The organism is Hymenobacter sp. APR13 (assembly GCF_000737515.1).
Lineage (GTDB): Bacteria > Bacteroidota > Bacteroidia > Cytophagales > Hymenobacteraceae > Hymenobacter.
The window spans coordinates 2,348,406-2,362,563 of sequence record NZ_CP006587.1; the positions used below are offsets into that span (position 1 = coordinate 2,348,406).

Below are 14,158 nucleotides of genomic sequence, written 5' to 3' on the forward strand. Positions count from 1 at the left end.
GCGGAATAAGCAGGCAGCTAGCTAGCCTGCCATGAAGGCTCAAACACAAATTTGCTGAGTTTGATGTTGGGCCAGCGGCCTTCAAGCCCTGTTTTGCATTCACGCTCATTCACAAGCACGTCCACGCAATGGCGGTGGCGGCGGTTCATGGTGTCATGAATGATGTAAACGCCATCTAGGGCAGAGGAAATACCGCTGACGCGGACTTTGTCGCCGTAGTTGAAAGGACCGCCCCAGTTTTTGAGCAGGTCGCGGGATACGGCGAGCCAGCGGGTTTTGCTAGAATGACGAGCCGGAATGATGGAGCCATCGGCGGTTTCCATCGGGGCATCATCGGTCTGGCCCACTTCGGGCCAGTAAGTGGTTGCCGTAACGCTGTACGACAATGTGCGAGGAGGAGCAGTGGGCCGCCGCATGGGCGTCACCGGTACTACGAGCTGTACCGGACGGGGGCTGATGCTGGCAACAGTGGATGGCAGCGCAAGAGCCGAGTCAGTGAGGGTGCGGGGTGGAAAGAGTAGGGTTAATAGGAATAAGGCAAGGGACATGACGTTTGGGTTCGTGGACTCTCGCTTATTGTCCGGAGAGAATGGACAGCCGGCCCGACTCGGCTAGTGGGTAAGTGCGCCATCTGCGTTAGCAGCCTGAAAACACTCTTTAGCGTATGTGTAGCGGCTTCAGAAAGCCGTAAACAGGCAAGTGAAAGACGTTTTATGGTTTAAATATAGATAAAAATTATAATCAATTGCACTTGTAAAATATTGTCCTTTTGAAGGGCTCAAAGGTACTACTTTTTTTTAGACTGGGTTTTTTACCGGTTGCTAACTTGTTTAGTATAACCGGCGCGGCTATTACTTGTTCAGGACCGGCCAATACGATGGCGAACGGCGTAGGGTTGTAGGCAAAGCAGGAACTCTTCAGGCAAGGCCGCGTATGGAATCGGAACGGCTTTTTTGCTGCTGATTTGTTTTGTTCGTCCCAACCACTACTCCCTATGTCCATTCTTTTCCGCCAGTTCGGCCTGAGTTCTAAGCTGGCAGCCGGTCTGCTGGCTGGTGCCTCACTCGCCGCGTGCTCCTCGCCCTCCACGCCCGCTACCGATGCCAGTGGCACGGCTACTACTACAGATTCCACCCAGACGGCCGCGCCCGTAGCACCAGCCAATTCGCCTTTGCAGGTGGTGGCCCAGTTCCGGGAGCCGCAGATGGTGGGCGTGGCCGTGCTGCCTGATGGCCGCGTGTTTGCCGACTTCCCCCGCTGGGACAACAACCCCGTGAACCCCATTGCGGAGGTAATGCCCGACGGCTCGGTGAAAGGCTACCCCGACGCTGACTGGTGCGCCTGGAATGAAACCGTGAAAAACGAGCCCCAGAAGCACTGGATCTGTCCCCAGAGCGTGCACGCCGATAAAACGGGGATGCTGTGGGTGCTCGATCCGGCCTCGCCCGGCATCAAAGGCACCGTACCCGGCGGCCCCAAGCTGGTGAAGATTGACCCCAAAACCGACAAGGTGGTGCAGAATATCAGCATCCCGGAAAGTGTGGCCTCGCGCAAATCCTACCTCAACGATGTGCGCATTGATACTCAGAATCAATACGCCTACATCACCGAGTCGGGGGTGGGGAGTCTGGTGGTGGTGGATCTGAAATCGGGCAAGGCGCGCAAGCTGCTGGCGGGCCACTCCACCATGATGGGCGACACCACGCTCAACATCAAGGCCGACGGCAAAGAACTGCTCGACCCCACCGGCAAGCGTGCCCAGTTCAACGCCGACGGCATTGCCCTGAGCCAGGATATGCAGTACCTGTACTGGAAGCCGCTGACCAGCTACACCCTGTTCCGCATCAAAACGGAAGCCCTGCGCAACCCTGCCCTCACCGATGCCCAACTGGCTGCCCAAATTGAGGACTTAGGCAAAGTGCCCGCCTCCGACGGCATGGAAATCGATGCCCAGAACAACCTTTACCTGAGTGCCTTTGAGGACCATTCCATCAAGCGCCGCACGCCGGCCGGCAAAATCGAAACGGTGGTGCAGGACCCGCGCCTGGAATGGCCCGACACGTTTGCCTTCTCCGGCGACGGCAAAACCCTCTACGTAACCACCTCGGCCATCCACAAGACTCCCACCTGGAACAAGGGTATCGGTAAGCAGGATCAGCCCTATTACATCTTTAAGATGGCCCTGAAATAGCACCACAGGCAGTAGCGCGAACCTTGTAGTTCGCGCCCCCGTGCCGTCGGACCGATTTCAACGGCGCGGGGGCGCGAACTGCAAAGTTCGCGCTACTACTTCACCGAAAGCCGTTCCTATTCAACGGGGGCGGCTTTTGTATTTATTTGATAGATTGGACATCGGTACCTGTGAAAGAAACGCAGGTGGAATTATCTAGTTGATTAACAGGTTTATTTGCACATGCGCATATCAGTTTTTACTTCCTGATCAGGCTATTTACCTTTACCCCCTGACACCACCAGCTCCCACCGCATGGACGCCAACTCTTATATCGCCAACGCCCACGGCGACTACCTCGACAACCTGTACCAGTCTTACAAGGCCGACCCGCAGTCGGTGGATGCGAGCTGGCAGAAATTCTTTGAAGGCTTCGACTTCGCCCAGCAGTACCCCGAGGACGGGATGCCGCAGGCCGATGGCGAAGGCGTGCTGACCACCTCGGCCAGCACCAACCAGGCCGGCGCCGTTCGGGCCGTGGACACGGTGGCCGCCGACAAGGAAACGCAGGTACGCAACCTGATTCACGCCTACCGCAGCCGCGGCCACTTGGTGGCCAAAACCAACCCGGTGCGCGAGCGGAAGGACCGTAAGGCCCGCCTCAGCATTGCCGACTTCGGCCTGAGCGACGCCGACCTCGATACCAAATTCAAGAACGGTGAAGTGCTGGGCCTGGGCTCGGAAGCCACGCTGCGCGAGATTGTGGCTGCCTTGCAGAAGGTGTACACCCGCACCATCGGCTTCGAGTACATGTACATCCGCGACCCGCAGGTGCTCGACTGGTTCCGTGAGAAAGTGGAGAAGGACTCGCTGAGCTTCAACCCCGGCGTGGAGTACAAGAAGCGCATCCTCAAAAAGCTGAATGAGGCTGTAGTGTTCGAGAACTTCCTGCATACGAAGTTCCTGGGCCAGAAGCGCTTCTCGCTGGAAGGTGGCGAATCGACCATTCCGGCCCTCGACGCTATTATTAATAAGGCTTCGGAGCTGGGCGTACAGGAAGTGATGATTGGCATGGCCCACCGCGGCCGTCTGAACGTGCTGGCCAACATAATGGGCAAAACCTACGAGCAGATTTTCTCGGAATTCGAGGGAACTGCCGTACCTGACCTGACCATGGGCGACGGCGACGTGAAGTACCACATGGGCTACTCGTCGGAGGTGGAAGCTGAGGGCGGCCAGAAGGTGAACCTGAAGCTGGCCCCCAACCCCTCGCACCTGGAGGCGGTGAACCCCGTGGTGGAAGGCTTCGTGCGCGCCAAGATTGAGCACCAGTATGGCGGCGACTACCACCAGATTCTGCCCATCCTCATCCACGGCGACGCGGCTTTGGCCGGCCAGGGCATCGGTTACGAGCTGACCCAGATGTCGTTGCTGGAAGGCTACCGCACCGGTGGCACGCTGCACTTCGTGATTAACAACCAGGTGGGCTTCACCACCGATTTCGAGGACGCCCGCTCTTCAATTTACAGCACCGACCTCGCCAAAATTATCGATGCGCCGGTGCTGCACGTGAACGGCGACGACCCCGAAGCCGTGGTGTTTGCCGTGCGCCTCGCCACCGAGTACCGCCAGCAGTTCCACGCCGATATCTTCATTGATATGGTGTGCTACCGCCGCCACGGCCATAACGAGTCGGACGAGCCCAAGTTCACCCAGCCCACCCTCTATAACCTCATCAGCAAGCACCAGAACCCCCGCGAGGTGTACAACGCCATGCTGGTGCAGCGCGGCGACGTGGACGCGCAGCTGGCCCAGCAGATGGACAAGGAGTTCCGCGACACCCTGCAGGCCCGCCTGGACATGGTGAAGCAGAAGCCGCTGCCCTACAACTACCAGCCCCTCGAAAACGAGTGGCGCACCCTGCGCCGCAGCAAGCCCGAGGACTTCGAGAAGTCGCCGGAAACGGGCATCAGCGAGGAAGTGGTGGCCAAAGTTGGCAAGGCCCTGACTACGCTGCCCGAAGGCTTCCGCCCCCTGAAGCAGATTGAAAAGCTGATGGAGGAGCGCAAGAAGATGTTCTTCGAGACGCGCATGCTGAACTGGGCCGCCGGCGAGCTGCTGGCCTACGGCTCCTTGCTCGACGAGAAGCACATTGTGCGCGTGAGCGGCCAGGACGTGCAGCGCGGCACGTTCTCGCACCGCCACGCCGTACTGCACGACGCCGAAACCTCGGCCCCGTACAACTCGCTCAACTACATTGGCGAAGGCCAGGAGAAGCTGAGCATCTACAACTCGCTGCTGAGCGAGTACGCGGTGCTGGGCTTCGAATTCGGCTACGCCATGGCCAACCCCACGGCCCTGGTAATCTGGGAAGCCCAGTTCGGCGACTTCGCCAACGGTGCCCAGACCATGATTGACCAGTTCATCGTGTCGTCGGAAAGCAAGTGGCAGCGCATGAACGGCGTGGTGCTGCAGCTGCCCCACGGCTACGAAGGCCAGGGCCCCGAGCACTCCAACGCCCGCCCCGAGCGGTTCCTGCAGCTGGCCGCAGAGAACAACATCATCGTGGCCAACATGACCACGCCGGCCAACTTCTTCCACGCGCTGCGCCGGCAGCTGACCTGGGAGTTCCGCAAGCCGCTGGTGGTGATGTCGCCGAAGTCGATGCTGCGCCACCCGCTGTGCGTGTCGCCGGTGGAGGAGTTCACCTCCGGCCACTTCCGCGAGGTGCTCGGCGACGTGTACGCTGACGCCAAGAAGGTGAAGCGCGTGCTGCTGTGCTCGGGCAAAGTGTACTTCGATTTGCTGGACGAGCAGCAGCAGTCGGGCCGCACCGACGTGGCTATTGTGCGCCTCGAGCAGTTGCACCCCTTCCCCAAGAAGCAGCTCGACGCCGAGCTGGCCAAGTACCCCAAAGCCAAGCTGTACTGGGTGCAGGAAGAGCCCGAGAACATGGGCTACTGGAACTACCTGCTGCGCTTTATGCGCCGCGAGCTGGAAGATGTGATTTCGCGCAAGCCCTCGGCCTCGCCGGCTACCGGCTACAACAAGGTGCACGTGAAGGAGCAGAAGGACCTCGTGGCCCGCGCCTTCGACAAGCCCAAGGAAGCCGTGGCCGACGACAACATCAAAGCCACCGCCGAAGTAGCCAAGAAGCAGGACTAGCAGTAGCGCGAACTTTGTAGTTCGCGTGTCGCTACGTTCTTTCACTGATAGTTCAGGAGCCGCGAACTACAAAGTTCGCGCTACACCCACCCGAAACCCTTCAAAACTCCCACTTATGGGTCTGGAAATTAAAATCCCCGCCGTCGGCGAGTCCATCACCGAAGTAACCATTGCCAAGTGGCTGAAAGCCGACGGTGACACCGTGAAGCGCGACGAGATTCTGGCCGAGCTGGAATCCGACAAAGCCACGTTCGAGCTGCCCGCCGAGGCCGACGGCGTGCTGAAAATCCGCGTTGCCGAGGGCGAAACCATCGGTATCGGCACCACCATTGCCGAAATCGACGGTGCTGGTTCGGCAGCCACGCCGGCCGCTGCTGCTCCGGCTGCCAGCGCCCCCGCCGCTCCCGCTGCCGACCCGGTAAGCCAGGGCGAGCAGAACCCCACCGCCAGCGACCAGGCCGGCTACGGTGGCCAGCCCGCCGGCGGTGCCGCCGCTCCGGCAGCTGCTCCCGCCGGCAACGGCGGTGGTGCTACTGTGGAAATGACGATTCCGGCCGTGGGCGAAAGCATCACGGAAGTGACGGTGGCCAAGTGGCTGAAGGAAGACGGCGCCCAGGTGCAGCGCGACGAAATCATTGCCGAGTTGGAATCGGATAAGGCCACATTTGAGCTTCCCGCTGAAGGCACCGGCATCCTGCGCCACGCCGCCAAGGAAGGCGAAACCATCGGCATCGGTGCGACCATTGCCCGCATCGAAGGCGGCAGCGGTGCTGCTCCGGCTTCGGCTCCCGCCGCTGCACCAGCCGCTGCCCAGTCTGCTCCGGCCGCTGCGGCTCCGGCGGCTTCGGCAACCACCAGCTACGCTACCGGCACGCCTTCGCCGGCAGCCGGCAAAATCCTCGGCGAAAAAGGCATCAACCCCGCCGACGTGCAGGGCTCGGGCCGGGATGGTCGCATCACCAAAGAAGATGCCCAGAACGCCCAGGCTAAGCCTGCCGCACCGGCTCCGGCCACTGCTCCCGCCAAGCCCGCTGCTGCCGCTGCTCCTGCCACCGGCAACTCGCAACCCGCAACTGGCAACAGAACGCAGCGCCGTGAGCGGATGAGCAACCTGCGCAAGACGGTTGCCCGCCGCCTGGTGTCGGTGAAGAATGAGACGGCCATGCTCACCACCTTCAACGAGGTGAACATGCAGCCCATCATGGACCTGCGCAACAAGTTCAAGGACAAGTTCAAGGAGAAGCACTCGGTAGGCCTCGGCTTCATGTCGTTCTTCACCAAGGCCGTGTGCGTGGCCCTGAAAGAGTGGCCCGCCGTGAATGCCCAGATTGATGGCACCGACATCGTGTACAACGACTTCTGCGACATCAGCATTGCTGTATCGGCCCCTAAAGGGCTGGTGGTACCGGTAATCCGGAACGCTGAGGAGCTGTCGTTTGATGGCATCGAGAAGGAAATCGTGCGCCTCGCCACGCTGGCCCGCGACAACAAGCTCACCATCGAGCAGATGACCGGCGGTACGTTCACCATCACCAACGGCGGCGTGTTTGGCTCTATGATGAGCACCCCCATCATCAACGCCCCGCAGTCGGCCATTCTGGGTATGCACAACATCGTGCAGCGCCCCATTGCCGAAAACGGCCAGGTGGTGATTCGCCCCATGATGTACCTCGCCCTGAGCTACGACCACCGCATCATCGACGGCCGCGAGTCGGTGTCGTTCCTGGTGCGCGTGAAAGAGCTGCTCGAAGACCCAACCCGTCTGCTGCTGGGCGTGTAATCGTCAGGAATCATACTTTTGAAAGCCGTGCCTCTAATGTGGAGGCACGGCTTTTATTTTGCCAACTATGAAGCAACAGTCTATTCAGCTTGAGTCCGACAATACGATTACTAAGCTGGGTTGCTACCTATGTATGGCGGCAAGTCTGATCATCTGTTTCGTTATTTTGGTTAATGCAGAGGTTGGGCAGAAAAACAGCCAAACCTGGGGCTGGATACTTATCGTGCTTCTTGTTGGTGTTGTGCCACCACGATACTATTTGTCTACGCTCAAATGCCATAGAGTTACGGTCACTAGCCAGGAGTTTTTGTTGGAACAGCTACCAGCAAAAGTCCTGAGCCGACAGTCGATGAATGCTCTGGTCGGGTGGTGGGTAGTTACTATTCCAGGGGGAGGAAGTATGGGCCGAGGCCTACATTTTGACTTTAAGCACGGTGACCGTGTATACCTTCAAAGTCTGGAGTATAGGGGTTTCGATAAGCTGGTAGAATACATGCAAGCTCACTTCTTGCATAAGAGACTCAAGTAGCAAGCTGCTACTTGCGGTAACAAGAAAAAGGCCCCTCGAATCAGAATCCGAGGGGCCTTTTTAAAGAGGGGAAACGGTAATGAAAAATTTAGTCGACCGGCAACTCGCGGGTGCGGGAGGCGCTGAGGCGGGTGGCCATCTGGCGGGCCAGCTGCTTGGCTTCTTCGGCCTTGGAACCGGTGAAATACTCTTCTACGGTGGAAGAAAATAGGTTCAGCCAGTGCTCTACGTGGGCCCCGCTGCGTGGCAGCGCTACTTGCTCTGGCAGCGGCTCGCCTTCGGCAGCGCCCTGCCCCAGCAGCGTGCTACTCCAGTAGCGGTACTGCGACGTGAGGTAGTGGGGCCAGTGAATGCGGGCAGCGGCTCCAAAGCTGGCACCAAGCAGCGTGTCCTGCGTAGCCTTGTGGCACAGCGTGTCAACGAGCGTCTTGATGTCGCCTTCGGTCTGAATGTCGTGGAGCGGGGCAGAGGTTTGCATAGACAAAGGAGGATGACAGGGTGGGCTTCCAACTACGTAGCGAATTTACGCAGGTTACGTGGCATTCGCTATGTAACGGAGAAAATTTTATCTTTTCCTTCTTATGTTCTATTTATAGGATATTTTCTCCCCATCTGGGACATTATTGCACGCGAATCAGGCGCAACTGGTCCAAAATTGCTTCGTTCACGGCGCCATTCATATTCTCGTTGGCCGGGTCCAGGGCCAGGGTTAGTACCGACTTGCCACGGGGCAGCCGCACCACAAGGGGGTTGGAGTAGCCCCAGTCCGACCACTCATCCACGCCACGCTGCGGTAGTACCACCGTGCCCAGCAATTGCGTCCCGAGGCGCAACGTGCGAATCGCGCACTTGTTGCTGGTGTTGATGGGGCCGTTGCCGTTGGCGTAGCGGAAATTAAGCGCGTAGACGCCCGCCGTTGGCACTGATACCGGCACTACAAGGCGGCGATTCAGGTCTTTACTGACAATAACGAAACCATTGCCAGTGTAGCCTTCCCCAACATGGTCCTTGTGGACTCTCTCCACCCGAAGCGCGGCCGCCTCAATTTCCACCACCTGCGTGTAGCGGACCGCCTCCGGTACCACTGGCTCACTGGCGAAGCTCTCGAAGCCCTGGGCGTCGATGGCTACCACTTGGTACTCGCTGAACGGCTGGCCCGCGGGCACGGGGTAGGTGGTTTCGGTGGTGCGAGCCGCAAACTGGCCGTTGCGCAGCACCTGGTAGGCGCGGGCACCTTCCACGGCGGGCCACGCCAGGGTGCCGGCCGCGTAGCGCACGGCGGGCGTGGGCGGCGCTACGTGATGCGCCACTTTGTTCTGCGACGAGGCCGGCGGCGGCGTGTTGGCCAGCTCAATCCGGACGGTGTGCGCGCCGGTGAGGGTGGCCGGGAGAGTAGCTTCGGGCAGCGGCTGGCCGTCCAGCGTAATCCGCTGGATGCCTTGGCCGAAACCGGTCATTTCGATATCCAGCACGGCGCCCCGGTAGCGGAAGTTGCTGAGCCGGCGCGTGCCCGCCAGCGCCTGCGGCACAAACGGCCGGAACGTAAGCTGACTGGGCTGGAAATCCATGCCAAACAGCCCCTTGTACACCAGCCCCAGCGCGCCCGAGAGGCTCCAGAGCATGTTGCTGCTGTTGATTTGAGTGCCGGCGAAGTCGCCGTTGCTGGCCACGAAGTTTTCCTTGTTGGTGAGAAACAGCGCCGCGGGCCGGGCCACGGCCATCAGGCTTTCCAGGAAAGCCGTTTCGTTGCCGACTTTGGCCGCCGCCAGCCCCCAGTAGCTCTGCACGAAGGGCCACACGGCGTTGTTGTGGTAGGGCGGGATGCCCGAAATCTGCGGGTAGATGCACGGCACGCCGTAGTCCATGACGGGCGTGCGGGCTACCACGGTGCTGGCGCGGCTGCCTTCAGCCACCCCAAACAGCACCGCCAGCGCCTCGCCTAGGGCCTCCGCTTTAGGCGACACCTGCTGATGCACGCGGCCATAGCGGAATTGGCCGTAATAGCCTTTATCAGGCAGCCACAGGTGTTGGTTAATACCTTGCTTGATGCGCGCGGCGCGAGCCTGTGCGTCGCGCGCTACGGCGGTTTCGCCTAGCTTTTCAGCCATCATGCCCAGCACGATGTTGCCCTGGTAGTGCGCGGCGTTGGTGCCCAGATTTTCGCTCTGGTAGATGTCGGCGGGCTGCATCCACTTGGGGTAGGTCTGCTCGCGCCAGTCCAGAAACGACGATTCGCCGCGCACCAGATGCGTCAGGCGGTTGGCCGCATTAAACGGGCTTGCCTCGCCGGGCTTCAGCAATGACGACTGCACGTAGGCTTGGCGGCTGTTAGGGTCGTAGGCCACCTGCTCGTCGTCTTCGATGGTGCGCCGGATGATGGGGTATACCTGCCGGAGCCACGCTTCGTCGCCGGTGGCCAGGTAGATTTCCCAGGCGGCCGTGGCCCAGATAATCCGGTCGGTGGAAACCGGGTAGGCGCCGCCGGTGCCGGTGTCCTGAATGATGCGGCCTTCGGGCGTCACCTTGCGCAGCAGACTGGTTTTGGCGGCTTCCGGCTGCAGCAGGGCCTGGCTCAGGATGATGCTGTAGCTGATGTCGCGGGTCCAGACGCCGGCCCACTCCTGGCCGGTGCGGAACGTGCCGTCGGGCTCCACGGCGCGCTTGGCTTCTTCCAGCGCCATATTATACAGCGCATCGAGCAGCGGAAAATCAGAAGTGAGCTGTGGCAGCGCCGATACGTCGAGCGTGGCCTGCCAGCGGGCGGCGGTGCTTTTCTGGTCGGAGTGGGCGTTGAGCACCACCGTGGTTTCGTAGATACCGTTGCCGTCGGGGTCTTTCAGCTCCAGTGGCGGCTTGTTGATCAGGTTGTCGAAGTCCCAGCTCAGCGGCGCGGTGTTGCCGGCCACGAAGACGTGCTTGAAATCGGCCTGGTAGAGCTTCTGGCCATTGTAGAGTGTGTAGTAGCCCTGCTGCCGGAAGGCAGCCAGCACGGGCCGCAAATCCAGCCGGATGGTGAGTGGCGTGTTGGGCGCCAGATACTGGTTGGCCGGCACCGGCCGCTTGTCCACCGACTGCTGCCCGAACACGATAACCGGCGTTTCGAGGGCTGCGCCCCCAGCGGCCGGCAGCGCCAGAAACAGGTGGTCCTGGCCGGGCGGCATTTCGTTGTCCTTGCCGTTGATACTGAACTTGAAGCTCACCTGCGGGCTCTGGAAGGCGTTGGCCGGGCTCTGGTAGTTGCTCGTCAGCTCCCGGCGCGACAGGGCCCGAGCCGTGAAGCGGCCCTGCACCAGCGAGTCGCGGTAGATGGTGTAGGCCGCCGATTGCCACACGGGCGCGGCCGGCGCCGCAGCCGGCGCGCCGGCGGTAGGGGAGGAGGTGGATTTGGTCATCTGGCAGGCAGCAAGAAAGCCGAGGCCGAGCAGGAAGCCGGTAAAGCAGGAAAGTCGGGACATAGCCGAAAGTAACGGGAAACGCCGTGGCGGATGCAGCACGCAGCGAAGTACGCAGCCAGCTACACACTGTATGGACGCGCCGTTCCGTGTCGCGTTATCGAGCAGCCGGCCCGAAGCAAGATGCCACACGCACAACAACTTCCGCAACGACAAAACGTAACGTGCCGCGTCTACGCGTTGGCCAAACAGCCTTTGTTGGGGAAGGCCGCTTCGTAGCCTAGGGTTTCAACTCTGGGAATCCTGTACCGGCTGCTTCGGCTGCCGGCCGCCCAGCACCACCAGGGCCACGGCCACCACAATCAGGGCCGCGCCGCCGACCATGCCAGCGCTCAGGGTTTCGCCCGCAAACAGCCAGCCCAGCAGCACCGCCACCACGGGGTTCACGAAGGCGTAGGTGCCCGCCAGGGCCGGCTCTACCACCCGCAATAGCCAGATATAGGCCGAAAACGCCACAAACGAGCCACCCACTACCAGGTAGGCAAACGCGCCCCAGGCCTGCGTCGAAACGGCGCTCAGGTCGTAGGCCGCGGCCTCGCCGTGCAGCAGCCCCGCCACCAGCAGAAACCCGCCGCCGCACAGCATCTGCATGCCCACGCCCAGAAATGGTGAGCCGGCAATTGGCTTCTTCTTGGAATACAACGAGCCCACCGACCACATGAAGGCCGCCAGCAGCACCGCCGCCACCCCAATGCCAGGGTGGCCCGGCAGCAGCACCGGCGCCGCGCTGCGCTGGCTCATCAGCAGCCCCAGCCCACCCAGCCCAAGGGCCAGTCCCAGAAGCACTTTGCTCGTTGGCCGCGCCGTAATGCCGGCGGCCCAGCCCAGCAGCACCAGAAACATGGGTACCGTGGCCACCAGCAGCGCCGCCGTCCCCGACGGAATGTACTGCTGCGCAAACACCGTGGCTCCGTTGCCGAACAGCGGCAGGCAGAAGCCCACTACGGCCGCCCGGCCCCACTCCTGGCGGCTGGGGGCGGCGGCCCCGCTCAGACGTACGGCCCCGTACTGCAGCGCGCCCGCCAGCAGAAACCGCGAGGCCGATAGCAGAAACGGCGGCCATGCTCCCAGCGCCACCTTCGTGGCCAGGTAGGTGGAGCCCCAGATCAGGTACAGCGCCAGTAGCGCAACAAAAACCAGAGGACGGGGACGAGTAGGCATAGGGCAGCTGAAGAAGGCCACAAACCTACGCCTGTTTGCCGGTTCCTGCACGCTGGCTCTGGCAGGGCTGTTCTCATAATAGGAAGGCCCCAAATCGTCCTGCAAGCCTATAATCCTATATTCAGAGTTGATAAGATATTAATTGTCTTATTTGTGGAAAACAGAGGTTCATGTAAATCGTGAACAGGAAGTGGGGTAGTTGCGTAAATGACTTTTCAGTACTGTTTAAGGTTATACAAAAATGATAATTGATGACTGATTTCGATGGTCAATAGTTGTATTTTTGTAGGTGTGCTGCTGGGCGTGGAGCAAAGAGCTACCAGGATGTATATAGCGTACGCCGGGGCTGCAAACGGCCACGCGCCGACAACGTGCTGCATACAGTGGCACCCCAGCAGGTACTGGACAACTGCTATTCAATGCATCAACCTATACTCTTATGGTTCTGCTATCCTCTTCTGCCCCCAATAATTGCCAGGACTGCCGTTGTGTAAACCGGTCGTTGCTGGGAACATGCCAGCTGAGCGAACTGGCTTTGATTTCGGGAAGCAAAGTGTCGCAGCGGTATCAGCGCGGCCAAATCATTTTTCAGGAGGGCAACCGGCCGGCCGGGCTGTATTGCATCCATCAGGGTCGGGTGAAAATGTCTAAGCTCAGCCACGACGGCAAAGAGCAGATCCTGAGTTTGCGCAAGGAAGGCGACGTACTCGGGTTTCAGCCGCTCTGTACCGGCGGCAACTACGAGGCCACTGCCGTAGCCCTCACCGACTGCGTGGTTTGCCTGGTACCGCGCCCCGACTTTTATAGCCTGCTGGAGCAAAACTCTCAGTTTTCGCATGCGCTGCTGCGGCGGCTGTCTGAGGTGCTCAGCGAAACCCAGCAGCAGATGCTGCATACTGCCTACAAGCCCGTGCGCGAGCGGCTAGCCGATGCCCTGCTGCTACTCTATCGATTCTTCCAGCCAGAAACTCCCGGCCCGTTCAGCATCCCAATTTCACGCGACGACCTGGCAGCTATTACCAGCACGGCCAAGGAAACGGCCAGCCGCCTGCTATCTGAGCTGCGCGAAGAAGGCCTGATTGCCACTCAGGGCAGCCGGATCATCGTTCTGGACTTGCCGCGCCTGCAGAAAATGTGCACGCCGCATAGCTAAGGCCGGCCATTTCAATGGGTTTAGACAGTCGTTCGGCGAGCTGGCTAGGTGGGAGGTACTGCAAAAATGAGAAGAAGTATTGCAGTTTATTGATAATTAGTTAAATTGTATTTTAAAATTCCCATAATGATTCCCAGGCTTGTAGGCGTGGGAAAAGTTTAACAAAAATCATTTTCAGGTATAAGGAGGATCATTTTTATAAGCGAGATAATAGGGGATGTTTGTGATAGTAGCTGACCCGGCCGGCGGGCAGCTGGCTTTTCTTTTTTTCTTATTCCCCCTCCCCTCATTAGTACCATGGCGTATTCAGTCAACAACCCTGCAGGCAAAGTAGTCCAGGATGTCATCACCGATTTGCCGGGCTTGGTGGCCATTGCCGTAGTGGACGTCAATTCGGGCATGAGCCTGGCTTCGCACTCCAACTCGCCGTCGCTCAACCCCGATACCGCTGCTGCCTACAACACGGAAGTAGTGAAGCAGAAGCAGAAGGCTATGTCGGCCCTGAAGCTGCAGGGAGAGTCTATTCAGGATATTCTTATCTCGCTTACCAACCAGCTGCACCTGATCCGGCTGAACGACAACGGCTCGAAGTTTATCTATCTGGTGGTGAACTCCCGCGATACTAACCTGGCCATTGCCCGCGACGTGCTGCGCAGCCACGCCAACCAGCTCAACTAACGTACCCAGCCCACCGTGCCGCCGCCCGGCTGGGCGGCGGCCCCGGCGCTTCACCGGAGGCCGGCCCGTT

The 14,158-nt window shown here is 60.1% G+C and carries 9 protein-coding genes; 5 read left to right on the forward strand and 4 right to left on the reverse strand.

Going from position 1 to position 14,158, the window contains the following annotated elements; genetic code table 11:
• Positions 1–17: 17 nt before the first annotated feature.
• Positions 18–548 (reverse strand): hypothetical protein, encoded by a 531-nt coding sequence (locus N008_RS09805; RefSeq protein ID WP_156109188.1) that lies wholly within the window; start codon positions 546–548, stop codon positions 18–20.
• 446 nt (positions 549–994) lie between these two features.
• Between N008_RS09805 and N008_RS09810 the strand changes: the two genes are divergently transcribed.
• From N008_RS09810 to odhB, 3 genes are all read left to right on the forward strand, one after another.
• Entirely contained in the window at positions 995–2,191 is a 1,197-nt protein-coding gene (locus tag N008_RS09810) for an SMP-30/gluconolactonase/LRE family protein (protein ID WP_052381393.1), read from the forward strand.
• A 294-nt stretch (positions 2,192–2,485) separates the two neighbouring features.
• Positions 2,486–5,335 (forward strand): 2-oxoglutarate dehydrogenase E1 component, encoded by a 2,850-nt coding sequence (locus N008_RS09815; RefSeq protein WP_044015639.1) that lies wholly within the window; start codon positions 2,486–2,488, stop codon positions 5,333–5,335.
• 115 nt (positions 5,336–5,450) lie between these two features.
• The gene (odhB, locus tag N008_RS09820; protein WP_044015641.1) at positions 5,451–7,115 is read left to right on the forward strand and encodes a 2-oxoglutarate dehydrogenase complex dihydrolipoyllysine-residue succinyltransferase; all 1,665 of its coding nucleotides are present in this window, start codon (positions 5,451–5,453) and stop codon (positions 7,113–7,115) included.
• Between the two features lie 617 nt (positions 7,116–7,732).
• On the opposite strand, the gene N008_RS09830 is transcribed toward odhB, so the two are convergent.
• The 3 genes from N008_RS09830 to N008_RS09840 form a co-directional block, all read right to left on the reverse strand.
• On the reverse strand, positions 7,733–8,122 hold the full coding sequence (locus N008_RS09830) for a group III truncated hemoglobin (protein WP_052381394.1): 390 nt from the start codon (positions 8,120–8,122) through the stop codon (positions 7,733–7,735).
• Between the two features lie 142 nt (positions 8,123–8,264).
• Complete coding sequence (locus N008_RS09835) at positions 8,265–11,099, reverse strand: MGH1-like glycoside hydrolase domain-containing protein (RefSeq protein ID WP_052381395.1); 2,835 nt, start codon at positions 11,097–11,099, stop codon at positions 8,265–8,267.
• Positions 11,100–11,324: 225 nt separating this feature from the next.
• On the reverse strand, positions 11,325–12,257 hold the full coding sequence (locus N008_RS09840) for an EamA family transporter (RefSeq protein WP_044015646.1): 933 nt from the start codon (positions 12,255–12,257) through the stop codon (positions 11,325–11,327).
• Between the two features lie 439 nt (positions 12,258–12,696).
• Between N008_RS09840 and N008_RS09845 the strand changes: the two genes are divergently transcribed.
• Positions 12,697–13,410 (forward strand): Crp/Fnr family transcriptional regulator, encoded by a 714-nt coding sequence (locus tag N008_RS09845; protein ID WP_081910716.1) that lies wholly within the window; start codon positions 12,697–12,699, stop codon positions 13,408–13,410.
• Positions 13,411–13,707: 297 nt separating this feature from the next.
• Entirely contained in the window at positions 13,708–14,088 is a 381-nt protein-coding gene (locus N008_RS09850) for a hypothetical protein (RefSeq protein ID WP_044015648.1), read from the forward strand.
• Positions 14,089–14,158: the final 70 nt, after the last annotated feature.

What these genes read in the sequence shown, in the direction of transcription:
- N008_RS09805 (WP_156109188.1), bottom strand. Translation starts at nt 548, where the DNA reads ATGTCCCTTGCCTTATTCCTATTAACCCTACTCTTTCCACCCCGCACC.
- N008_RS09810 (WP_052381393.1), top strand. Translation starts at nt 995, where the DNA reads ATGTCCATTCTTTTCCGCCAGTTCGGCCTGAGTTCTAAGCTGGCAGCC.
- N008_RS09815 (WP_044015639.1), top strand. Translation starts at nt 2,486, where the DNA reads ATGGACGCCAACTCTTATATCGCCAACGCCCACGGCGACTACCTCGAC.
- odhB (WP_044015641.1), top strand. Translation starts at nt 5,451, where the DNA reads ATGGGTCTGGAAATTAAAATCCCCGCCGTCGGCGAGTCCATCACCGAA.
- N008_RS09830 (WP_052381394.1), bottom strand. Translation starts at nt 8,122, where the DNA reads ATGCAAACCTCTGCCCCGCTCCACGACATTCAGACCGAAGGCGACATC.
- N008_RS09835 (WP_052381395.1), bottom strand. Translation starts at nt 11,099, where the DNA reads ATGTCCCGACTTTCCTGCTTTACCGGCTTCCTGCTCGGCCTCGGCTTT.
- N008_RS09840 (WP_044015646.1), bottom strand. Translation starts at nt 12,257, where the DNA reads ATGCCTACTCGTCCCCGTCCTCTGGTTTTTGTTGCGCTACTGGCGCTG.
- N008_RS09845 (WP_081910716.1), top strand. Translation starts at nt 12,697, where the DNA reads ATGGTTCTGCTATCCTCTTCTGCCCCCAATAATTGCCAGGACTGCCGT.
- N008_RS09850 (WP_044015648.1), top strand. Translation starts at nt 13,708, where the DNA reads ATGGCGTATTCAGTCAACAACCCTGCAGGCAAAGTAGTCCAGGATGTC.